Annotated in this window: 18 protein-coding genes; 7 read left to right on the plus strand and 11 right to left on the minus strand. The window is 64.2% G+C overall.

What is annotated here, in order from left to right; all coding sequences use genetic code 11:
- Positions 1-73 precede the first annotated feature (73 nt).
- Both mscL and LB515_RS12670 read left to right on the plus strand, forming a co-directional pair.
- Complete coding sequence (mscL, locus tag LB515_RS12665; RefSeq protein WP_095766185.1) at positions 74-496, plus strand: large conductance mechanosensitive channel protein MscL; 423 nt, start codon at positions 74-76, stop codon at positions 494-496.
- 111 nt (positions 497-607) lie between these two features.
- On the plus strand, positions 608-1,774 hold the full coding sequence (locus LB515_RS12670) for a pyridoxal phosphate-dependent aminotransferase (protein WP_224707912.1): 1,167 nt from the start codon (positions 608-610) through the stop codon (positions 1,772-1,774).
- 322 nt (positions 1,775-2,096) lie between these two features.
- On the opposite strand, the gene hemA is transcribed toward LB515_RS12670, so the two are convergent.
- On the minus strand, positions 2,097-3,374 hold the full coding sequence (hemA, locus tag LB515_RS12675) for a 5-aminolevulinate synthase (RefSeq protein ID WP_224707913.1): 1,278 nt from the start codon (positions 3,372-3,374) through the stop codon (positions 2,097-2,099).
- A gap of 278 nt (positions 3,375-3,652) precedes the next feature.
- On the opposite strand from hemA, the gene galE reads away from it, so the two are divergent.
- Positions 3,653-4,648, plus strand: coding sequence for a UDP-glucose 4-epimerase GalE (galE, locus tag LB515_RS12680; RefSeq protein WP_095766183.1), 996 nt, complete (start codon positions 3,653-3,655; stop codon positions 4,646-4,648).
- Between the two features lie 103 nt (positions 4,649-4,751).
- On the plus strand, positions 4,752-6,008 hold the full coding sequence (locus LB515_RS12685; RefSeq protein WP_224707914.1) for a D-amino acid dehydrogenase: 1,257 nt from the start codon (positions 4,752-4,754) through the stop codon (positions 6,006-6,008).
- A gap of 206 nt (positions 6,009-6,214) precedes the next feature.
- Here the strand turns inward: LB515_RS12685 and LB515_RS12690 are convergent, their stop codons facing one another.
- The 7 genes from LB515_RS12690 to LB515_RS12720 form a co-directional block, all read right to left on the minus strand.
- Positions 6,215-7,567 (minus strand): FGGY-family carbohydrate kinase, encoded by a 1,353-nt coding sequence (locus LB515_RS12690; protein ID WP_224608709.1) that lies wholly within the window; start codon positions 7,565-7,567, stop codon positions 6,215-6,217.
- On the minus strand, positions 7,564-7,878 hold the full coding sequence (gene rhaM / locus LB515_RS12695) for an L-rhamnose mutarotase (protein ID WP_224608704.1): 315 nt from the start codon (positions 7,876-7,878) through the stop codon (positions 7,564-7,566). The genes LB515_RS12690 and rhaM overlap by 4 nt, the downstream gene beginning before the upstream one ends.
- Positions 7,878-8,879: an ABC transporter permease gene (locus LB515_RS12700; protein ID WP_224608700.1), complete on the minus strand. Its 1,002-nt coding sequence runs from the start codon at positions 8,877-8,879 to the stop codon at positions 7,878-7,880. Before LB515_RS12700 ends, rhaM begins: the two co-directional genes overlap by 1 nt.
- The gene (locus tag LB515_RS12705; protein WP_224608697.1) at positions 8,876-9,853 is read right to left on the minus strand and encodes an ABC transporter permease; all 978 of its coding nucleotides are present in this window, start codon (positions 9,851-9,853) and stop codon (positions 8,876-8,878) included. Before LB515_RS12705 ends, LB515_RS12700 begins: the two co-directional genes overlap by 4 nt.
- Positions 9,850-11,391 (minus strand): sugar ABC transporter ATP-binding protein, encoded by a 1,542-nt coding sequence (locus LB515_RS12710; protein WP_224608694.1) that lies wholly within the window; start codon positions 11,389-11,391, stop codon positions 9,850-9,852. The genes LB515_RS12705 and LB515_RS12710 overlap by 4 nt, the downstream gene beginning before the upstream one ends.
- Positions 11,392-11,574: 183 nt before the next feature.
- A complete protein-coding gene (gene rhaS, locus LB515_RS12715) occupies positions 11,575-12,570 on the minus strand; it encodes a rhamnose ABC transporter substrate-binding protein (protein ID WP_224608691.1) in 996 nt (331 codons plus the stop codon).
- A gap of 54 nt (positions 12,571-12,624) precedes the next feature.
- A complete protein-coding gene (locus tag LB515_RS12720) occupies positions 12,625-13,434 on the minus strand; it encodes a DeoR/GlpR family DNA-binding transcription regulator (RefSeq protein WP_140844017.1) in 810 nt (269 codons plus the stop codon).
- 188 nt (positions 13,435-13,622) lie between these two features.
- On the opposite strand from LB515_RS12720, the gene LB515_RS12725 reads away from it, so the two are divergent.
- The 3 genes from LB515_RS12725 to ggt all read left to right on the plus strand — a co-directional run bounded on the left by LB515_RS12725 (position 13,623) and on the right by ggt (position 19,129).
- Positions 13,623-15,725 carry a bifunctional rhamnulose-1-phosphate aldolase/short-chain dehydrogenase gene (locus LB515_RS12725; RefSeq protein ID WP_224707915.1) on the plus strand — a complete coding sequence of 701 codons (2,103 nt, stop codon included), beginning with the start codon at positions 13,623-13,625 and terminating at the stop codon, positions 15,723-15,725.
- Between the two features lie 89 nt (positions 15,726-15,814).
- Complete coding sequence (rhaI, locus tag LB515_RS12730; RefSeq protein WP_224707916.1) at positions 15,815-17,107, plus strand: L-rhamnose catabolism isomerase; 1,293 nt, start codon at positions 15,815-15,817, stop codon at positions 17,105-17,107.
- 285 nt (positions 17,108-17,392) lie between these two features.
- Entirely contained in the window at positions 17,393-19,129 is a 1,737-nt protein-coding gene (ggt, locus tag LB515_RS12735; RefSeq protein WP_224707917.1) for a gamma-glutamyltransferase, read from the plus strand.
- Positions 19,130-19,133: 4 nt separating this feature from the next.
- On the opposite strand, the gene LB515_RS12740 is transcribed toward ggt, so the two are convergent.
- The 3 genes from LB515_RS12740 to LB515_RS12750 form a co-directional block, all read right to left on the minus strand.
- Entirely contained in the window at positions 19,134-19,481 is a 348-nt protein-coding gene (locus tag LB515_RS12740) for a hypothetical protein (RefSeq protein ID WP_224512899.1), read from the minus strand.
- A gap of 213 nt (positions 19,482-19,694) precedes the next feature.
- Positions 19,695-21,050: a sigma-54-dependent transcriptional regulator gene (locus tag LB515_RS12745; protein WP_224707918.1), complete on the minus strand. Its 1,356-nt coding sequence runs from the start codon at positions 21,048-21,050 to the stop codon at positions 19,695-19,697.
- Positions 21,047-22,912 (minus strand): sensor histidine kinase, encoded by a 1,866-nt coding sequence (locus tag LB515_RS12750; protein WP_224707919.1) that lies wholly within the window; start codon positions 22,910-22,912, stop codon positions 21,047-21,049. The genes LB515_RS12745 and LB515_RS12750 overlap by 4 nt, the downstream gene beginning before the upstream one ends.
- Positions 22,913-22,982 lie beyond the last annotated feature (70 nt).

The following is a 22,982-nucleotide window of genomic DNA, read 5'->3' on the forward strand; positions in this document are numbered from 1 at the left end:
TTGTTATTGTGGCTTCGGATCGGTGCCGGAGAGCCGGGGCGGCTGCACGGCCGGTCATGGCAAGGAGGGCCGAATGCTGAAAGAATTCCAGGAATTCATTTCCAAGGGCAATGTGATGGACTTAGCCGTCGGCGTCATCATCGGCGCCGCCTTCGGCAAGATCGTCGACTCGCTCGTCAACGACATTATCATGCCGATCATCGGCGCGATTTTCGGCGGGCTGGACTTCAACAACTACTTCTTCGGGTTGTCATCGAACGTCCATTCGGCCACGCTGGCCGATGCCAAGAAAGAAGGCGCCGTCTTCGCCTATGGCAGCTTCATCACGGTCGTGCTGAATTTCCTGATTCTTGCCTTCATCATCTTCCTGATGGTCAAGGCGGTGAACAATCTGCGCAGGCGGCTGGAGCGCGAGAAGCCGGCTGCTGCCGCGGCACCGCCGCCCGCCGACGTACAGCTTCTGACTGAGATCCGCGACCTGCTGGCGAAAAGGTAACTCCTCAACGGGCGCCCTGGACCAAAACCCCGGCCGCTTGCGGCCGGGGTTTTCTGTTTGCGGCTGTCGTAAAAGAGGCTAGCAGTCGCGAAAAACCGGACGGATTCTTGCATGACCCTGATCGAGACCTTGCGCGCCGAAGCCCGTGCGGCGCCCGAAAGCGGCATCGTCGCTGTCGTCAATCACGGCCGCCTGCGCGAAGGCCTGATCCCGCTCTGGGCTGGCGAGGGCGATCTGCCGACGCCTTCCTTCATCAGCGATGCCGCCGCCAAGGGACTGGCCGATGGCGAGACGTTCTACACCTGGCAGAAGGGCATTCCCGAGCTCAGGCAGGCGCTCGCCCGCTACTACGCCAGGCATTTTGGCAAGACCTTCGCCGAGGAGGAGTTCATCGTCACCGGATCCGGCATGCACGCCATCCAACTGGCCATCGACGCGATCGCCGGCAGCGGCGACGAGGTGATCTACCTCTCGCCGGCTTGGCCGAATTTCGCCGCGGCCGCCGGCGTGGCGGGCGCCGTTCCGGTGCCGGTCACCCTCGACCAGTCCGGCAATGGCTGGTCCTGCGATGTCGAAAAGATCGCCTCCGCGATCACGCCGCGCACGAAGCTGTTGTTCATCAACACGCCGTCCAACCCGACCGGCTGGACCGCCGACAGGCAGACGCTGCAGGCAATCCTCGATCTCGCCCGCCAAAAGGGCCTGTGGATCATTGCCGACGAGATCTATTCGCTGTTCCACTACGGCCATGGCCGCGCGCCGTCCTTCCTCGACGTCGCCACGGCCGACGATCGTATCCTGTTCGTTAACAGTTTCTCCAAGAACTGGGCGATGACCGGTTGGCGTGTCGGCTGGATCAAGACCCATCCAGCCTTGCAGCAGGTGTTCGAAAACCTGATACAGTACTCAACCTCCGGCGTCGCCCAGTTCATGCAGCGCGGCGCGGTCGCTGCCCTCGACGAGGGCGACGGCTTCATTACCGAACAAGTGGAGCGTGCACGCGCCGCTCGCGATCTCGTCTGCGCCATACTCGGCGCGACCGGCAAGGCGCGTTTCACCGTGCCGCAGGGCGCGTTCTATCTGTTCTTCAGGGTCGACGGCATCACCGATTCCCGAACCGCCGCCTTCGACATCGTCGAAAACGCCAATGTCGGCCTGGCGCCTGGCACCGCCTTCGGCCCCGGCGGCGAAGCCTTCCTCAGACTATGCTTCCACCGCCGCCTCGATCAGCTCGAGGAAGCGGCGCATCGCCTGGCGAGGTGGATGAAGACGGTGTGAGGTCGCAATCGGACGGGAAGTGTTTGTTTGCGAACTTTTTTCTGCACCGCTTCGTTCTTAGGCAGACGTAACGGCATGGATTCCAGGGTCTGCGCGCGTCGCTTCGCTCCTTGCTCCGCCCTAGAATGACGACGGGAGGACGGCCTTGGACAATCTCCAACGTTTGCGATTATCGGCTGGCAAAATGGACGTCGTCATCCTAGGGCGAAGCAGTCGCGAAGCGACGTCGCGAGACCCTAGGATCCATGCCGTGACTTAGGAGCGGCGCAGCGTTGGAGAACAGCAACAAGCGGAGCGCGGCCAGCGCCCCGACAGTTGCAAGTCACCCGCCCGACTTCGGCACCAGCAGCGGAATGATCCGGTCGCTCTTGGCGACGGCGGGACGGCCGGAGCTGGCATAGGGAATACCCAGCGCATCCCAGGTCTCGACCAGCGCATCCTGCAATTCGGCGATCAGCGCGTCCGAATGGAACGGCGTCGGCGTGATGCGCAGCCGTTCGGTGCCGCGCGGCACCGTCGGATAGTTGATCGGCTGGATGTAGATGCCGTGCACGCCGAGCAGCCGGTCGCTGGCCATCTTGCAAAGCTCGGGATCGCCGACCAGCACCGGCACGATATGCGTGGCCGATTCCATCACCGGCAGTCCGGCGGCGGCAAGCACCTGCTTGGTGCGCGCCGCCTGGCGCTGCTGCGCGTCGCGCTCGGTCTGCGAGCGCTTGAGATGCCGGATCGAGGTGGTGGCGGCGGCCGCGATCGCCGGCGGCAGCGCGGTGGTGAAGATGAAGCCCGGCGCATAGGAGCGCACCGCGTCGATGACGGCGCTGGTGCCGGCGATGTAGCCGCCAAGCGTGCCGAAGGCCTTGGCCAGCGTGCCCTCGATGATATCGATGCGGTCGGCCAGGCCTTCGCGCTCGGTGATGCCGCCGCCGCGCGGTCCGTACATACCCACCGCATGGACCTCGTCGATATAGGTCATGGCGTTGTAGCGTTCGGCGAGCTCGACGATCTGCCTGATCGGCGCGATGTCGCCGTCCATCGAATAGACGCTTTCGAAGACGATCAGCTTGGCGCGCTCGCGCCCCGCGGCCTGAAGCAGGCTTTCCAGATGCGCCACGTCATTGTGGCGGAAGATCTTCTTCTCCGCGCCAGAGCGCCGCACGCCTTCGATCATCGAGGCATGGTTGAGCTCGTCCGAGATGATCAGGCAGTTGGGCAGAAGCCTGGCGATGGTCGAGATCGAGGCCTCGTTGGAGACGAAGCCGGAGGTGAAGACCAGCGCTGCCTCCTTGTCATGCAGATCGGCGAGCTCCTGCTCGAGCTCGACCAGCGGGTTGGAGGTGCCGGAAATGTTGCGGGTGCCGCCGGCGCCCGAGCCCATCTTGGCGGCCGCGTTCTGGAAGGCGGCAATCACGTCCTCGTTCTGGCCCATGCCGAGATAGTCGTTGGAGCACCACACAGTGATTTCCTGGGCGCGGCCGTTGGAACGCCAGATGGCGCGCGGGAACTTGCCCACGATGCGCTCCAGGTCGGCGAAAACGCGATAGCGACGCTCGGCGTGGAGCTGGTCGATCGCATCCTCGAAGAACCGCTGATAGTTCATGTCGACTTCCCAATTTTGGGCCGGATCATAATCACTGCCCCATGCCGCGTCCACCGCGCCCAACCGGTCAAAATGCCACGCCCGTGCCCTGTTCCTAACGATGCCGGATCGTGGCCTATTCCCTGCTGTTTGAAGCAACTTGGTTTCAGTACGATGCCTCGGGCGCGACGAACTGTTACGGACTTAACACATAGGGAGGCTAGTGGGCTTGCGGCGGGTTTTCCAGCGCGGTGGCTGTTGAGACAGTTTCCGACAAATCTTGATCAGCGAGGTAGATGATGACGGTTTTGGTGACAGGCGGTGCCGGTTATATCGGCAGCCACATGGTCTGGGAACTGCTGGACGCCGGCGAAAGCGTCGTGGTGCTCGACCGGCTTTCCACCGGTTTCGAATGGGCGGTCGCCCCGGAAGCAAGGCTCACCGTCGGCGATGTCGCCGATCGTGATCTGGTCGGCCGGATCATCCGCGACAACAAGGTCGACGCCATCATCCACTTCGCCGGCTCGATCGTGGTGCCGGAATCGGTCGCCGACCCGCTTGGCTATTACGAAAACAACACCTGCAAGACCCGCACGCTGATCGAAACGGCGGTGCGCGAGGGCGTGCCGCATTTCATCTTCTCCTCCACCGCCGCCGTCTATGGCGGCGCCGGGCTGGAGCCGGTGCGTGAGGATGCCCGCCTTGCGCCGGAATCGCCTTACGGCCTTTCCAAGCTGATGAGCGAATGGATGCTGCGCGATGCAGCGTTGGCGCACGACATCCGCTATACGGCGCTACGCTATTTCAACGTCGCCGGCGCCGATCCGAAGGGCCGCACGGGACAATCGACGCCCGGTGCCACGCATCTGATCAAGGTCGCCTGCGAGACCGCGCTCGGCAAGCGGCCGTTCATGCAGGTCTTCGGCACCGATTATGCGACGCCGGACGGCACCTGCATGCGCGACTACATCCATGTCAGCGATCTCGCCGCCGCGCACCGGCTGGCGCTGCAGCGGCTGCGCGATGGCGGCGGGAGTCTCGTCGCCAATTGCGGCTACAGCCACGGCTATTCGGTGCTGGAGGTGATCGACAGCGTGCGCCGCGCCTTCGGCCATGACTTCGACGTGCGCATGGGGGACCGCCGGCCGGGCGACGCCGCAGCCGTGGTCGCCAATTCCGAGCTTGCCCGCAAGGAATTCGGCTGGACGCCGCAGCGCGACGATCTCGACCTGATCGTCAACGACGCGCTGGCCTGGGAACGGATCCTGACGACCAAGAACTCCGTTCGAAACTGATCTGTTGGGCCAAGGGCTCGTCCGGCGCGTTTGGACGCGGTATTGAGCCTCATGCAGCGGCGGCGCGCGGGCCCGCCGCTGCGATGATGCTTGAGGGAACGGCATGAAGGTCTTGGTTCTCGGCGCCGGCGTGGTTGGCACGGCGGCCGCCTATTATCTGGCAAGGGACGGTCACGAGGTGACGGTGATCGAGCGCCATGAAGCGGCGGCGCGGGGCACCAGCCAGTCCAATGCCGGCCTGGTGTCGCCGGGCGACGCCACCGCCTGGGCTTCGCCCGCGGCGCTGAAGACCTTCCTGCGCGCGCTCTGGAACCATGACCTCGGCATCAAGGTCAGGCTGCGCCTCGATCCCTATTTCTATGCCTGGAGCCTGCGCTTCCTGCGCGAATGCACGGTGACCCGGCTGCGCGCCAACACCAACGTCAAGTTGAGGCTCGCGCTCCATTCTCGCGAGTGCATCAATCAACTGTCGGAGGAAACCGGCATCCATTACGACGAGCGCAAGACGGGCATTCTCTACTTCTTTCGCTCGCAAAAGAGCCTGGACACCGGCACCGACAATTACCGCTATCTGGGCGAGCACGGCCTGCCGATCGAGATCGTCGGCCGCGAGCGTCTGGTCGAGCTGGAGCCTGGTCTTGCCGGCGTGAAGGAAAAGATCGCCGGCGGCATCTATTCGCCGATCGACCAGACCGGGGATTCCAAGCAGTTCACCGACCGGCTCGCCGCCTATGCAGCCGAGAGGCTCGGCGTGAAATTCCTGTTCGGCACGACGGTCGAGGGCCTCGACATCGAGGGAGATCGGGTGCGCGCGGTGATGACCTCGGCAGGACCGGTCACCGGCGATGCCGTCGTCATCTCCATGGGGCCGGAAAGCGGCCTGCTCGGCCGCCGCTATGGTATCGACCTGCCGGTCTATCCGGTGAAGGGTTACACCGCGACCATCCCGCTCGAGGACGAGAGCAAGGGGCCGACCATGGGCGGCGCCGACGAGGACCGGCTGATCGGCTATTCCAGGCTCGGCAATCGCCTGCGCATGTCCTCGACGGCCGAATTCACCGGCTTCGACCGTAGCTTCAAGCCGGGCGATTTCCGGACCATCCTGGAAACCGGCAAGGATCTTTTTCCCGGCGCCTTCGACGAGAAGAAGGCCGTGCTCTGGGCCGGCCTGCGGCCGATGATGCCGAATTCGGTGCCGGTCATCGGCCAGGCGAAATACCGCAATCTCTATCTCGACACCGGCCACGGCCATGTCGGCTGGACCATGGCCTGCGGCTCGGGGCAGTTCCTAGCCGATGTCGTCGCCGGCAGAAAGCCGCAGATCGATCCGCGGGGACTGCTTTACGGGACGGCGCGCTGAAGGCTTTAATTGCCGAGGTCGGCGCTGCACCTCATCCGCCTGCCGGCACCTTCTCCCCGTTGAACGGGGAGAAGAGAGCTGTGGCCATGCCGACACGCATTTCCGCGGCGTTGAAAATTGGCGAAATCGCCGGTGACGGCCTCTTTCTCCCCGTCACTATACGGGGAGAAATGCCCGGCAGGGCAATGAGGGGCGGCGCCAACCTGTCAAGTAGAGCGGCGCCAAGCCCGAGCATATCCGCCCCAGGACTGATCGGTCGGTGGTTCTGTGCGCTCACCCTTGCTCATCGCGATGACGCGATCTGAGGCTAACAAGGCCGCGCCGATGCTGGTCCCGGTCGAGGTCTCTGACGCAATGACCGGTCGCTCGGTAGCTGCCGCCAGCATTCTGATGAAAAGCAGGTTCCGGGCGAAGGGTCCCTCGACAGTCGTCGCTCCGTCGCCGCCGATCAATTCCAGGCAGGTCGCGGTCATCAGCGCCAGATAGAACGAGATGGCGGCGAAGCGCTGGCCGGCGCTCAAGTCCTCGGCATTGACCCACTGTGCGCCGCGATGCGGAAACGGTCCCGAACCCTGCTGAGTGGCAGGCAGGAGCAGCACCCGCCGCGCCAGAACGGCGGCAACATCGTCTTCGCTCCACTCCTGGCTTTGGCCCTCGGTCAGCAGCGAGAACTCGCGTCCGCCCATGAAGCGCCCCGACGGCACCGGATCGCCGAGCGCGTTGACATTGACCAGCGTGTCGCGCGCCGGGTCGAGCTCCACCTTCCTGCCGCCCACCGCCATCGACACCACCCATGTGCCGGTCGAGACGACGGAGAAGGGCGGTGCCTCGGACAAAAGGTGCGGCAGCAGCGAGGCGTTGGAATCGTGCAGCCCGCAGAACACGGGCGTCTGCGGGTCGAGCCCTGTCCGCCGCGCCAGCTCCGGCAGGATCGGGCCAAGCCGATCCTTTGCCGGTCGCACCGGCGCCATCAGCCGGCGCCAGTCCATCCGGTCGACCAGCGACGAGTAATCGGACGTCCAGGGATTCCAGAGATCGGTGTGACAGCCGAGCGAGCTCACCTCATTGGCGGCGACGCCGGTCAGCCGCAGCGCCCAGTATTGCGGATACATCAGCATCGCGGTGGCCTTGGTGAATTCCGCCGGGAAACGCTTCTGCTGCCAGAAGAACTGCGCGCCGAGATTGAGGCCGATGGGCAACCGCGGCGTGCCGGTTTCGCCGAAAGGCGGGCGCACGGCGTCATAGTCGGCCGCAAGCTGGTCGGGACCGTCGAATTCGTAGTCGAGCACAGGCAGCACCAGTTCGCCTGAGCGGTCGACCAGCGCGCCGGTCGCGCCATGGGTGGTGATCGAGATTGCATCGATCCGCCGTTCGCGGTTGAGATCGGCGAGGCTGTTCAGGATGAACGTCCACAGCGCCTCGACATCGTGATGCGGATAGGGCGCCTGCCGCACCGGCGCGTTGGCGAAGCGGCGCAGCGCAATCTCGCTCAGTGTCGCGAGATCGACCAGCGCCACCTTGGCGTTGGTCTTGCCGATATCGATGACGGCGACGATCATGCCATATGGAACACGGTTTCCAGCGGCGCCGCCACCGGCTCGTTGTCGGGTTTGGTCTCCATGACATCGGCCATATACGCCCACCAGCGCTGCATCACCGGGTGCTTCGGAAGATCGGCCATGCCGTGGTCATCGCGGCGCCACAGCACCCCGAACAGGATGTTGGTCTCCTCGTCGAGATAGATCGAATAATCGGAGACGCCGGCCTCTCTCAGCAGCGCGACCAACTCGGGCCAGATCTCGTCATGGCGGCGCTTGTACTCGGCCTCCATGCCGGGATTGAGCTTCATCTTGAAGGCGTACTTCTCCATCAGGCGAAGCGCCCCTCGCGCAGCCGCCGCCAGACGATCGGCAGCGCGATGACGATGATCAGCAACAGGCCGATGAAGATCGACATGACGATGCCGGGCACGTTGAGCAGTCCGAGGCCGAACGTCACCAGCCCCATGATGAAGGCGGCGAGCACGACGCCCAGGATGCTGCCGGCGCCGCCGAGGATCGACACACCCCCAAGCACCACCATGGTGATCGCCTCAAGCTCATAGCCCTGCGCGATCGACGGCCGCGTCGAGCCAAGCCGCGAGGTGATCAACACCGAGGCTATGCCCGACATCAGCCCGGTCAGGCAAAACAGGATGAGTTTGATGCGGTCGACGCGCACGCCGGAAAACTGGCAGGCGACCGGGTTGTTGCCGATGGCGAAGACGCGGCGGCCGAAGCTCGTGCGGTGCAGCACGAACCAGTAGATCAGCGCCGCGGCGAGGAACAGCGCCAGCTCGAACGAGAAGACCCACCAGACATAGCCCTGGCCGAAGAAGGCGAAGCTCTCCGGATAGCCCTTGTAGGCCTGGTCGCCGAGGATGATGAAGGCGATGCCGCGGAACAGGCTCATCGTGCCGATGGTGACGACGATGGACGGTAGGCCGAGCCGCGTGACCAGCAGCCCGTTGAAGACACCGCAGCCGAGTCCCACGAGGACGCCGATTGCCACCAGCACCGGTGTTCCGGCGCCGGCCTGCAGGGCCATGCCCATCATCGTCGAGGCTAAAGCTACGATCGCCGCGACCGACAGGTCGATCTCGCCCGAGATGATCAGCAGCGCCATGGCTAAAGCGATCAGGCCCTTTTCGGTGAAGTTGAAGGTCAGGTCCGACAGCGACCATGGATCGAGAAAATAGGGCGAAGCAAAGCTGTTCACCGTGAAGATAAGGATCGCGATGATGATAAGCAGCGCCTCCCAGGAGAAGATCGCTGACGACATCGGCTTGTCGAGCCGATCTGGGATACGGCGCGGGGCAGGGGTCTCGGTCATGCCGCTTCCGCCTTTCTCAGGATGATGCGGCCTTGCCGCCGTTCGCCGCGCGCGTTGAGCACGACGGCCAGGATGATGGCGCTGCCCGATATCGCCATCTGCCAGAAGGGCGAGATGTTGATGACCGGCAGCGCGTTGGAGATGATGCCGAGGAACAGCGCGCCCAGCACCGCGCCGCCGACCGAGCCGATGCCGCCGGCGATCGAGATGCCGCCGATCACGCAGGCGGCGATGATGTTGAGCTCATAGCCGTTCGCGACCTCGACCGAGGCGATGACGTAGCGCGAGATCCACAGATAGCCGGCGAGCCCGCCGATCATGCCGGAAATGCAGAACACGATGAATTTGGTGCGGCCGACATCGATGCCGGCATAGACCGACGCGGTCGGGTTGACGCCGATGGCGTGGATCGAGCGGCCGATCTGCGTACGCGTCATGACCAGGAAGAACAGCGCGATCACGATGATCGCGATCCAGGACAGCACCGGCAGGCCGACGAAGGCGGCGCGCTGGAAATTGATGAAGTCCGAGCTCATCTGGTCGGCATTGACCCAGGCGCCGCCCGAGACGACGAAGGTGGCGCCTCGATAGATCGTCAGCGTGCCCAGCGTCACCACGATCGACGGGATGTTCAGCCGCCACACCAGGAAACCGTTGATGGCGCCAAGCACCAGGCCAACGGCGAGAGCGATCACGATCAGCACCGGGATCGGGATCGCCGGATGCGCGGCGTTGAGCATCGCCACCACCATGCCGGTGAAGCAGAGGTTGGACGCCATCGACAGGTCGATCGAGCGCGTCAGGATCACCACCATCTGACCCAGAGCCAGGATCATCAGGATCGAGGTGTCGTTGAAGACCTGACGCAGATTGGCGGGGTCGGCGAAGCCAGGGAAGCGCGTCGAGATCAGGCCGATCAGCACGACGATGCCGGCAAGCAGCCAGATCTCGCGGTATTTGAGAAAGCTCTTCATGCCGCGATCCCCGCCGCCGTTCGAACGAGCGTCTCGGCGTCCAGCCCTTTGTTGTCATAGGTGGCCGCGATGCGGCCCTCGCGCATGACCACGACGCGGTCGGACATGCCGAGGATTTCGGGCAGTTCCGACGAGACCATGATCACCGACAGGCCTTGCGCGACCAGTTCGGCCATGAAGCCGTGCACGGCGGCCTTGGAGCCGATGTCGATGCCCTTGGTCGGCTCGTCGAGGATGATCACCTTGGGCGCTGTGGCCAGCCATTTGGCGATAACGACTTTCTGCTGGTTGCCGCCGGAAAGCGTGCCGACATCCTGGCTCAGCGATGAGGCGCGCAGGTCGAGCCGCTCGGTGTAGGAGCGCGCGAGCGAAAACTCTTCCGCCAGCCTCAGCACGCCGGATTTCGAGGTGCGCTTCAGCGACGGCAGCGACACGTTCTGGAAGATGGGCAGGCCGATCACCACGCCCTGCTTGCCGCGCTCTTCCGGCACATAGACGATGCCGGCCTCGATCGAGTCCGCCGCCGATTTCGGTGCGATCGTCTTGCCGTCCAGCGAAATCGCGCCCCGGCTGGTGCGGGTGATGCCGGCGATCGCCTGCATCACCTCGCTGCGCCCGGCGCCGACCAGCCCGTAGAAGCCGAGGATCTCGCCCTTGCGCAATTCGAAGCCGATGTCGTCGAACTCTGTCGGGTGCGACAGGCCGGAGACGGAGAGCACCGGCGCGCCGATCGTCGGCTCGCGCTGCGGGAAGATGTGGTCGACGTTGCGGCCGACCATCATGCGCACGATCTCGTTCTGGCCGGTATCCTTCAGCAGGCCTTCGCCCACCATCTCGCCGTCGCGGAAGACGGTGTAGCGGTCGGCTATGCGGTAGATCTCGTCGAACTTGTGGCTGATGAAGAGCACCGCCTTGCCTTCGCTCTTCAGGAATTCGATCAGGAGGAAAAGCTCCTCGATCTCCTTCATCGAAAGTGCCGCGGTCGGCTCATCCATGATGACGATGCGCGCATCGATCGACATCGCGCGGGCAACCGCAACCAAGTGCTTGTTGGCGATGCCGAGGTCCTTCAGCCGCGTGTCGGCATCGATGTGGCCGGCGCGCATCGTCTCCAATACCTCGCGGGCGTTCTTGCGCATGGTGCGCCAATCGATGGTGCCGAAGCGGGTGCGCGGCGCATGGCCGAGAAAAATGTTTTCGGCAACCGAAAGATCGTCGAACAGCACTGTCTCCTGGTGGATGGCGGTGATGCCGTGGCCGAAGGCGGCATGCGCGCTGGGCAGCGTCGTGGCCTGGCTGTCGATGCTGATCTCGCCTGAATCGGGCTGGTAGATGCCGGTCATGATCTTGACCAGCGTCGACTTGCCGGCGCCGTTCTCGCCGATCAGCGCCGTCACCTGGCCGGGATAGAGCGACAGGCTGACATTGTGCAGGGCGCGCACGCCCGGGAAACTTTTCGAGATGCCTGAGAGCGTCAGGCGAGGAGCGGAGGCGGGGAGCCGCTCCTTTACCGTGCCGTCATGGGCCGTCGTGTCCATAGTCGTATCAAGCCCAGTCAATCTATTGCGTGTAGACTTCCCCTCACCCGACCTCCGCTTCGCTCGGTCGACCTCTCCCCGAGGGGAGAGGAGGTTTGCGAGCTTGGCTCCTGGCTCTTCTCCCCACCGAGGAGAAGGTGGCCGCGAGCGGCCGGATGAGGGGGCAGCGCCATCAGTCCGAGATCAATAGATCTTGGAGAACTTCTCGATGTTGCTCTTGTCGAACTGGAAAGGCGGAGCCATGGCGGCCGAGTTGGTGTCGTCGAGCGTCACCTTGCCGACGCGGCCGATCGACAGCGTGGCGCCGGGCTTGGCTTCTTCCTTCTTCACCGCCAGGTCATGGGCAAGGTAGATCGCCGAGTAGCCGAGGTCGATCGGGTTCCAGAGAGCGACAGCCTGCGAAGCGCCGTTGTCGATGAACTTCTTGAACTCCGACGGCAGCGCGAGGCCGGTGACGTTGACCTTGCCGATCAGGTTCTCGTCAGTGACGACCTGCGCGGCGGCGACGACGCCCACCGTGGTCGGCGCGATGATCGCCTTGAGGTTCGGGTAGGACTTCAAGAGGCCTTTGGCTTCATCCGTGCTCTTGGCCGAGTCGTCATCGCCATAGACGGTGGCGACCAGCTTGATCTTCGGGAACTTCTCCGGCAGCACCTTCTTGGCCGCTTCGATCCAGGCGTTCTGGTTGGTCGCGGTCGAGGAGGCCGAGAGGATCGCGACGTCGCCGCCTTCCGGCAGGTAGTCGGCGGCGAGCTTGATGATGGTCTCGCCGATCAGGTTGGTGTCGGACGGGTTGAGGTGGAGCTGACGGCCTTCCTTGGCGACGCCGGAGTCCCACGAGATCACGGTGATGCCGCGGTCCATCGCCTTCTTTAGCACCGGCACCAGCGCGTCGGCATCATTGGCTGAAACGGCGATCGCATTGACCTTCTGCGCGATCAGCGAATTGATCACCTCGATCTGGGCTTCGGCGGTAGCCTTAGTCGGACCGGTATAGATGACATCGACATCGCCCAGTTCCTTGGCCGCTTCCTCGGCGCCCTTGTTGGCGGCGTCGAAGAAGCCGTTGCCGAGCGACTTCACCACCAGCGCGATCTTGACGTTCTCGGCATAGGCGGCATTCACGAACATGGCGGCGGAAAAGGCCGCCGTAACCAGCAGTTTCTTCAAAAAGCTCATCGAATATCCTCCCTTGAGCGTTGCATTCCATCGCCGCTGCGGGCGAGAGTTTCCTCAGGCCTGCAGTGAAGATTCCTCCTTGTCGCTTGACTGTCCGCGGGCGACGATCAGCGCCACGCCCGCCGTTTCCAGCATCTTGGCCTCGCGGTCCTCGATGCCGTCGTCGGTGATCACGGTTGCGATGCGCGACAGCCCGCACAGGATAAGGCTCGAGCGCATGCGGAATTTCGAGGAATCGACCAGCACCACCAGTTCGTCGGCCTGGTCGATCAGCTTCTGCTCCGCCTGGATCAGAAGCGGGTCGCCTTCCATCAGCCCGAGCGGCCCCAGCCCCTGCGCGCCCATGAACATGCGCCGCGCATAGAAGTTGCGCGTCACGTCATTGTCGAAGGGCGACAGGATGATGTTCTGCTCGCGGTAGATCGTGCCGCCCGACAGCATCACCGTGTTCTTCGAGTGCTTGAGCAGATGCTCGGCGATCGGGAAGGAGTTGGTGAAGATCGGCATGCGGCGTCCGGTCAGGAAATGCACCATCTGAAAGGTGGTGGTGCCGCCATTGATGATGATCGGCTCGCCGTCCGCGCAAAGGTTCACGGCTTCGCGGGCGATCGCCCGCTTTTGCGCGGCGTTCAGTGTTTCGTTGACCGAGAAGGGCCGCCCGGCAAGGCCGATGAACTGCGGCGGCGAGATCGCCTCGGCGCCACCGCGCACCCGGCGCAGGCGCTTTTGTACATGCAGCGCCGCGATGTCGCGCCGGATCGTCGCTTCGGAAGAGTCCGTCAGTTCGACCATCTCCTGCACCGTCACCACAGGCTTTTCCTGGACGGCGGACAGAATGATCCTGTGGCGCTCTTTCTCGTGCATGGTTCCTCCCTGCCCAAGCATCAGGCCTTAGAAAACGCGCAGTGTCAATCATTTCCGATCATATATTTTCATTGTGCAGTGCAATATGATTGATATTGATCGTTTGTGATTGACAAGCGCGGCGCTTGCGTAGACATTCCCGGTCGAGAAATGAGGGGCGCGGCATCGTGCTCCAAGGGAGGATACCTATGCTCGACAAGCGCTCCGGCTCGCGCCTCGCCAGTCTTTGGGACGATGCAAAGGCCGAAGGGATGAGCGGTCCTGAGCTCCTGGTCTATCGCTCGAACACGCTGGGATCCGACAAGCGCGTCACCAACTATGGCGGCGGCAACACCTCGTCCAAGGTCTGGCAGAAGGACCCGCTCACCGGTGAGGAGGTCGAGGTGCTGTGGGTCAAGGGCTCGGGCGGCGATAGCGCCTCGATCAAGCTTGACGGTTTTGCCACCCTCTACATGCAAAAGCTGCGGGCGCTGAAGGGCCTGTATCGCGGTGTCGAGCATGAGGACGAGATGGTGGCCTATCTGCCCCACTGCACCTTCAACCTCAATCCGCGCGCGGCCTCGATCGACACGCCGCTGCATGCCTTCGTACCGAAGGCTTGCGTCGACCACATGCATCCCGACGCCATCATCGCGGTCGCCGCCGCTAAGGATTCCAAGGCGATCACCAAGGAGATATTCGGCGACGCCATCGGCTGGCTGCCATGGAAGCGGCCGGGCTTCGAGCTTGGCCTGTGGCTGGAGAAATTCTGCCTCGAAAACCCTGATGCCAAGGGCGTCGTGCTGGAAAGCCATGGCCTGTTCACCTGGGGCGACACGCCCAAGGAGTGCTACGAGACGACGATCTCGGTGATCAACCAGGCGATCGACTGGTTCGAGCGCAAATCCGAGGGCAAGGCGATCTTCGGCGGCAAGGCGGTCCAATCGCTCGACGCTTCCGCGCGCCGCGCCATCGCGGCCAAGCTGATGCCGCGGATCCGCGGCCTCATCTCCGAAAAGAGCCATAAGCTCGGCCATTTCGATGACCAGCCCGCCGTGCTCGAATTCGTCAATTCAAAGGACTTGCGGCCGCTGGCGGCGCTCGGCACCTCATGCCCCGATCACTTCCTGCGCACCAAGATCCGGCCGCTGGTGATCGAGTTCGATCCCGCAAAGCCGGATGTCGATGCCGTCATCGCGCGCCTGGCCGACGACATCGCCGAATACCGCGTCGGCTATCAGGCCTACTATGACAGCTGCAAGCATCCGGACTCGCCCGCCATTCGGGATCCCAATGCCGTGGTCTATCTGATGCCGGGCGTCGGCATGTTCACCTTTGCCGGCGACAAGGCGACGGCGCGCATTTCCGGCGAGTTCTATGTCAACGCCATCAATGTCATGCGCGGCGCCTCGACCGTCTCGTCCTATGTCGGCCTGCCTGCACAGGAAGCCTTCGACATCGAATACTGGCAGCTCGAGGAGGCCAAGCTGCAGCGACTGCCGAAACCGAAGGCGCTTGCCGGGCAGATCGCCTTGGTCACCGGCGGCGCCGGCGGCATCGGCCGCGCCACCGCCACCCGGCTGCTGCGCGAAGGCGCCTGCGTAATGCTGGCCGACATCGACGAGGCCGCGTTGGCCAGCGCCAATGACGAACTTTCGAAAGCCTACGGCAAGGACTTCGTCCGTCCGGTGCGGATCGATGTGACGTCGGAAGATCAGGTCGCCTCGGGCTTTGCCGAAACGTCGGTCGAATTCGGCGGCATCGACATCCTTGTGTCCAACGCAGGTCTCGCCTCCTCGGCACCGATCGAAGAAACGACGCTGGCCTTGTGGAACAAGAACATGGACATCCTGTCCACCGGCTATTTCCTCGTTTCGCGCGAGGCCTTCCGCCTGTTCCGCGCCCAGAAGATCGGCGGCAATGTGGTTTTCGTCGCCTCCAAGAACGGGCTCGCCGCCTCGCCGAACGCGTCCGCCTATTGCACGGCCAAGGCTGCCGAGATCCATCTGGCCCGCTGCCTCGCGCTGGAAGGGGCGGAGGCGCAGATCAGGGTCAATGTCGTCAATCCGGACGCCGTGCTGCGCGGCTCCAAGATCTGGACCGGCGAGTGGAAGGAACAGCGCGCCGCCGCCTACAAGATGTCGACCGACGACCTCGAGGAGCATTACCGCTCGCGCTCGATGCTGAAGCGGTCGGTCTTCCCGGAGGACATCGCCGAGGCGATCTACTTCTTCGCCTCCGACATGTCGGCTAAGTCCACGGGGAACATCGTCAACGTCGACGCCGGCAACGCGCAGAGCTTTACGCGCTAAGCTTCCTTCTCCCCGTTCCACGGGGAGAAGGTGCCGGGAGGCGGATGAGGGGCAGCGCCAGCCGAACGCATTCTTGGGAGGAATAGCTTTTGTCCGAAGTGATCATTTCAGCCGACCTCGTCGCTAAGCACAACGCCGCGCGCCAGGCCGATCTCGAGCGCGACTACGCCGCGCTAGGCGAGCGCCTTGACCGGCGCGGTATCGCCATCGATCCGATCCGCGACAAGGTCGAGAAATTCGGCGTCGCGATCCCGTCCTGGGGCGTCGGCACCGGCGGCACGCGCTTTGCCCGCTTTCCCGGCGCCGGCGAGCCGCGCGATATCTTCGACAAGATCGAGGACTGCGCCGTTATCAGCCAGCTGACGCAGGCAACGCCCACCGTCTCGCTGCACATCCCGTGGGACAAGGCCGATCCGGACCGGTTGAAGCAGGCGGCGTCCCGCTTCGGCCTCGGCTTCGATGCCATGAATTCCAACACCTTCTCCGATGCCAAGGACCAGAAGCTCTCCTACAAGTTCGGCTCGCTGTCGCATGCCGATGCCGGCACGCGCCGCCAAGCGGTCGAGCACAATCTTGAATGCATCGAGATCGGCAAGACGCTTGGATCGAAAGCGCTGACGGTGTGGATCGGCGACGGCTCCAACTTCCCCGGCCAGGTCAATTTCGCAAAGGCTTTCGAGCGCTATCTCGACGCCATGCGCGAGATCTATGCCGGCCTGCCGGACGACTGGAGACTGTTCACCGAGCACAAGATGTATGAGCCGGCCTTCTATTCGACCGTCGTGCAGGACTGGGGCACCAACTACATCATCGCCAAGGAGCTCGGCGACAAGGCCTTCTGCCTGGTCGATCTCGGCCACCACGCGCCCAACGTCAACATCGAGATGATCGTGTCGCGGCTGATCCAGTTCGGGAAGCTCGGCGGCTTCCACTTCAACGATTCCAAATATGGCGACGACGATCTCGACGCCGGCTCGATCGACCCCTACCGGCTGTTCCTTGTCTTCAACGAGCTGGTGGATGCCGAGCTCACCGGTGCCAAGGGCTTCGATCCCGCGCATATGCTCGACCAGAGCCACAACGTCACCGACCCGATCGAGAGTCTGATGCTGTCGGCGGTCGAGGTGCAGCGCGCCTATGCGCAGGCGCTGCTGGTCGACCGCAAGGCGCTGGAAGGTTTTCAGGATGCCAATGATGCTTTGATGGCGACGCAGACGCTCAAAGTCGCCTATCGCACAGATGTCGAGCCGATCCTCGCCATGGCACGGCTGAAGAAGGGCGGCGCCATCGATCCCGTGGCCGCCTATCGCGACGCCGGCTATCGGGCAAAGGTCGCCGCGGAGCGGCCGGCTGTTGCGGGCGGCGGCGGCGGGATTGTGTAGTCAACTTCCTGTCGATCCAACGGGCGACGGCAGCGCTTGAGCACCCCCCTCTGTCCTGCCGGACATCTCCCCCGCAAGGGGGAAGATCAGCAGTTCCGCCGACGGCGCTGTTCCTGCAACGTTGGTGATTGGCGAAAGCGATGGCGACATCCGATCTCCCCCCTTGCGGGGGAGATGGCCGGCAGCCCAGAGGGGGGTGTGAAGGATTGCCAACCGTCACAATTGGCTGGACTCACCCACCTCAACGGTCTTTCCTAGGCGTCCCCCAACGCCAGGAGCACCGCCATGCCCTTGACCCGCCGGACGCTGATCGCCGTCAGCCTTTCGCTCACCTTTGCCTTCACGCCGACCACCGTCTTCGCCGCTTCGCCAACTCCCGCCAAAGGCGAGCACGGCATGGTGGTGACTGCCCAGCATCTTGCAACCGAAATCGGTGTCGACGTGCTGAAGAAGGGCGGCAACGCGGTCGATGCCGCGGTCGCCGTCGGCTATGCGCTCGCCGTAGTCTATCCCAATGCCGGCAATATCGGCGGCGGCGGCTTTATGACCGTGCGGATGAAGAACGGCCGCACGACCTTTCTCGATTTCCGCGAGCGCGCGCCGCTCGCGGCGACCAAAACCATGTATCTCGACAAGGACGGCAAGCCGATCAAAGGCGCCAGCCTCGACGGCTATCTCGCGGTCGGGGTGCCCGGCTCGGTCGCCGGCTTCGAGATGGCGCGCGAGAAATACGGCACGCTGCCGCGACAGGAATTGATGGCGCCGGCGATTGCCTACGCCAAGGACGGCTTCGTGCTCAACCAGGGCGACGCGGCTTCGTTCGCCGGCGGCGCCGAGCGGCTGGCGAAGGACCCGGCTGCCGCCGCCATCTTCCTCAAAAAGGACGGCAAGCCTTACGGCATAGGCGAGAAGCTCGTTCAGCCGGACCTTGCCGCCTCCCTTTCGGCGATCTCGGAAAAAGGCCCGGACGCCTTCTACAAAGGGTCGATTGCCGATGAAATCGTCAAGGCGAGCGGCGCGAAAGGCGGCATCCTCGCCAAGCCTGATTTCGAGCAATATGCCGTGCGCGAGCTGAAGCCGGTGACCTGTTCCTATCGCGGCTACGAGATCATTTCCTCGCCGCCGCCGAGCTCGGGCGGCGTCATCATCTGCGAGATTCTCAACGTGCTGGAGGGCTACCCGCTCTCTTATCTCGGCGCCGGCTCGGCCGAGACGGTTCACGTCATGGTGGAAGCCATGCGCCACGCCTATGTCGACCGCAACTCGGCGCTCGGCGACCCTGATTTCATCGACAATCCGGTCTCGAAGCTGGTCGACAAGGCCTATGCGAAAGACATCCGCGACAAGATCGACCCGTTCCGCGCCGGCGTCTCGAAGGAGCTGATGCCGAAGGGCTTCGGCGAGTCGAAGGAAACCACGCATTACTCGATCATCGACAAGGACGGCAACGCGGTGGCCGTCACCTACACGCTGAACGGCTCCTTCGGCGCCGGCGTCGTCGCTGACGGCACCGGCATCCTGCTCAACAACGAGATGGACGATTTCACCCAGAAGCCGGGCGTGCCGAACCTCTACGGCCTAGTGCAGGGCGAAGCGAACGCCATTCAGCCGAAGAAGACGCCCTTATCCTCCATGAGCCCGACGATCGTCACGAAGGACGGCAAGCCGTTCATGGTCATCGGCAGCCCGGGCGGCTCGCGCATCATCACCATCACGCTGGAGGCGATCATCAACGTCATCGACCACGGCATGGACATCCAGCAGGCGATCGACGCTCCGCGTATCCACCATCAATGGCTGCCGGACACGGTCTATGTCGAGCCATTCGGGCTGTCGCCGGACACAGAGAAGCTGCTTGCCGGCATGGGCTACCACCTCGATCTCAGCGACCAAACCTGGGGGCAGGCGGCTGGCATCCTGGTCGGTGGCAAGAGCCTGGCACAGATCGAGAAAGGCGGCGGCGCGCGCTACAACGGCGCCATCGACAGCCGCGCTGCCGCCGGTGAGGCGCTGGGATATTAATTGATCAGATGACCAGCGTGATGGTCGAAGCGATCAGCATCACGGCGGCGATGGCGACGAACAGCGCATAGATGCGCGGCCGGTCGAGTAGCAGCGCATTGCCGGAAATCCAGGCCGCCGTGGCGCCGCCGAGCGCGAAGAGGAAGCCGTTGCGATGGCCGAAGGACATGGAGGCAGCCATCAGGCCGCCGATGATCAGCGCGCCGAAGACGATGATGACGGCGACCGCGTATTTCTCGAAATCATTGCCGCCACCCATCGCCGGCCCCATCGCATTGAGATTGGGCAGGTCGTCAGGGTCGAAGGGACTGGTCGAGCCATATTCGTCTTGACCGAGGGATTCGCGCATCATTCGTTCTCCGCTGGGCGGCAACAAACCATCAACGCCTGCCGAGCGCAACCCGGCAAAACCGCCACGCCGATGCATTCGCTGCCCGGCTGATGCCGACGTGCCACGGTTTCCCGGTCGGTTCCAACGGCGCAGCGGCGTTGCGGTTCCCACAGCATGATGCCGAAAGATGCGAAGGGGTTTTCCGACGATATCAGCTCCATCTCTGGCCCTGATCTACTTGGAAAAATCACTGCGCACGATGCCGTGCCGTTGCAGCTTGTCGTAGAAGGTCTTGCGCGGGATGCCGAGCGCCTCGATGGTGCGCCGGACGTCGCCGTCATTACGGCCAAGTGTCTCGCGGATGAGTTCGGCCTCGTAGCGATCAAGCCGTTCCGGCAAGGACACGGAGGTGTCGCGTTCCGTTGCCGCCGGGGAAGGCGATCCGGCGACGTCCTCGAGCCCGAGCACGAAACGTTCGGCGAAATGAGCGAGCTCGCGCACATTGCCCGGCCAGTCATGGTCGCTGAGGTGGCGCCGGACCGAGGCGGAGATTGCCGGCACGCCGCGCCTGAAACGGGCCGCCGCCCGCTCGGCGAAGTATCCGAACAACAACGGCACGTCGTCCCTTCGCTCGCGCAGCGGCGGGATCGACAGCGTCACCACATTGAGCCGGTAATAGAGATCCTCGCGGAAAGCGCCGCGCTGGCTGGCATCGCCGAGATCGACCTTGGCTGCCGCGACCACCCTCAGGTCGACCGGCCGCACCTCATTGGTACCGAGCGGCGTCACCTCGCGCATTTCCAAGACGCGCAGCATCTGCACCTGTGTCGAGGCCGGCATGCTTTCGATCTCGTCGAGAAACAGCGTGCCGCCGCTCGAATGCTCGATACGGCCGACGCGCCTTTTCTGCGCGCCGGTGAAGGCGCCGGCCTCATGGCCGAACAATTCGCTCTCGATCACCGTCTCCGGCAGCGTGCCGCAGTTGAGCGCCACGAAATTGCCCTTGGCGCGGCGGCTCCAGCGGTGCAGCAGGCTCGCCACCACTTCCTTGCCGGAGCCGGTCTCGCCGGTCACCAGAACGTCGACATCGGTGTCGGCGATCTGCCGCAGCGTCCGGCGCAGCCGCTCGATCGCCGGCGTCTGGCCGATCAGCGGCAATCCCTCCTGAGCCTGCTCGGCCGCTTCTCGTAAAGCGCGGTTCTCGATCACCAGCCGGCGTTTTTCCGCCGCGCGCGCAACGCTCTGCGCCAGACGATCGGCGGCGAAGGGCTTGGTGATGAAGTCGTAGGCGCCGTCCTTGATCGCCTTGACCGCCATGGCGATATCGCCATGGCCGGTGACCAGGATGACGGGAATGTCGGGGTCGAGCCGCAGCACGCGGTCGAAAAGCTGCAGCCCGTCGATCTCCGGCATGCGGATGTCCGACACCACCACGCCGGCGAAATTCCTGTCGAGCGCTGCCAGCGCTTCCTTCGCCACCGAGTAGGCCGACACCGCAAAGCCGGCAAGCTCCAGCGTCTGTCTTGTCGCCTTGAGCAGATCGCTGTCGTCGTCGATCAGGATCACCGGTGCTGGGTCATGCCTGGTCATGCCGCGCCGGCTTTCGACAAATGGATGGTGAAGCGTGTGCCTTGGCCGCTGCTCGAAACCTCGATGCGTCCGCCATAGTCGGCGACGATGTCCTTGGAGATGACGAGGCCGAGCCCGAGGCCCCTTTCCTTCGAGGTGTTGAAGGGCGTGAACAGGGATTTCAGGATCGCGGGCGGGATGCCCGGCCCGTTGTCCGAGACCATGAGCGTGACGTTATCGCCGGTCTCGGTCGCCGAAACCTCGATCTTCGCATCATCGCGGCCATCGAGTGCTTCCAGCGCGTTCTGGAACAGGTTGATCAGCACCTGCTCCAGCCGCAGCCGGTTGCCCATCACCTTGAGCGCCGGCGGCGGCAGCGTGATCGCCAGCGCGTCCAGCCGGCCGGCGAAGCGGCTCCTGAGCAACACCACCGCGCCTTCGATCACGCTGCGCAGCTCAACCGGTTCGGCGGCGGTGCGGCCCTTGCGGGCAAAGGCTTTCAGCTCTTCTGTGATCGAGCCGATGCGCTCGGTCAGCGCGGCGATGGCGCCAAGGTTCTCTTCAGCCGAGGCGCTCTGCTTGCGCTCCAGGAAGACGCGCGCATTGTCGGCATAGGCGCGGATCGTCGCCACCGGCTGGTTGATTTCATGCGCGACGCCGGCAGCGACCTGGCCAAGCGTGGCAAGCCGGTTGGCCTGCACCAGCTCCTGCTGCATGACCTGCAGCTTGGCCTCGGTGCTGCGATGGTCGGTGATCTCCGCCTGCAGCCGGTCGCGCGCCAGGCTGAGGTCCTGCGTGCGCTCGACGACGCGGCGCTCGAGCTCGGCCCGCGCGGCCTGCTCGGCGGCGATCCGCATCTGCGCGGACTCCCTGCGCCACAACAGATAGGCGGCTAATGCGAGGAGCGGGACAAGAACGCCCAGTGTCAGCAGCCGCATCTCGCGCTGCGCCGCCGCGATCGGCGCTTCGGCCGGAACGAGATAGTCGAGCCGCCACGGCGTCGATGGCACCGCGGTCGACAGCCGCAGATACTCGGCGTCGCTGCCCCCGGGCGTGATGGCATGGACCAGCGCGACGTCCGAGCTCAGCGGTTGCGGTTTTGTGATCGGCAGGGGCACCAGTGGCGCATCGCCAAATTGCTGGCTGGCGCGGATGGCGGCGCTGACCGAAACCGCCAGCGGCGCCGTCGTCATGAAGCGCCAGGAGGGCACGCTGGTGATCAGCACCACGCCATGCTCGTCGCTCACATAGGCCGGGCGGTTGGCCTCGTGCCAGTCGGCCTCGAGCTGGTCGAATTCCATCTTGACCACGACAACGCCGAGCGGCCCCGAAGCGCCGTCGACACGGCGCGAGATGTAGAGACCCGGACGCTTGCTGACATTGCCGAGCGCGAAATATTCGGCCGTGCCGGTTTCCATTGCGCCCGAGAAATAGGCGCGAAAACCGTAGTCGTTGCCGACGAAGCTCACCGGCTCGCGCCAATTGCTGGAAGCGATCGCCAGGCCGTCCGGGCCGGTGACGTAGAGCACCGAGGCCTTGGTGCCCGACACCAGCCCTTCGAGCTTGCGGTTGAGTACGTCGATCGAGGCAGGGCTGCGCTCGCTCAACGCGTCATGCACCTGCTGGTCCTCCGACAGCAGCAGCGGCAGCGCGCGCGGATTTTCCAGCACCGCGCGCAGCAGCGCCACCTTAAGGTTGGCGTCGGTGCGTCCCTGCGTGGCCAAGGCCTCGATCTCGGTCGAGCGGCCATAGAGGCCTGCGCTGTAAAGCGCTGCCGCGACGATCGCCAGCGCCACCGCTCCGAACAGCAGCCAGGCGCGCCGCGCCCGCCCGGCGAGCAGTTCGGGCGTCGAGGCGAAGGCAGCGGCAGGGCGTTGCAGCATGCCGCATCTGTGCATGAATTCGCACAAAGCACAATTCGACCTATGCGGATAAGCGCACGGAAGCTCTCGA

Source organism: Mesorhizobium sp. CA15, assembly GCF_020165215.1.
Lineage (GTDB): Bacteria > Pseudomonadota > Alphaproteobacteria > Rhizobiales > Rhizobiaceae > Mesorhizobium.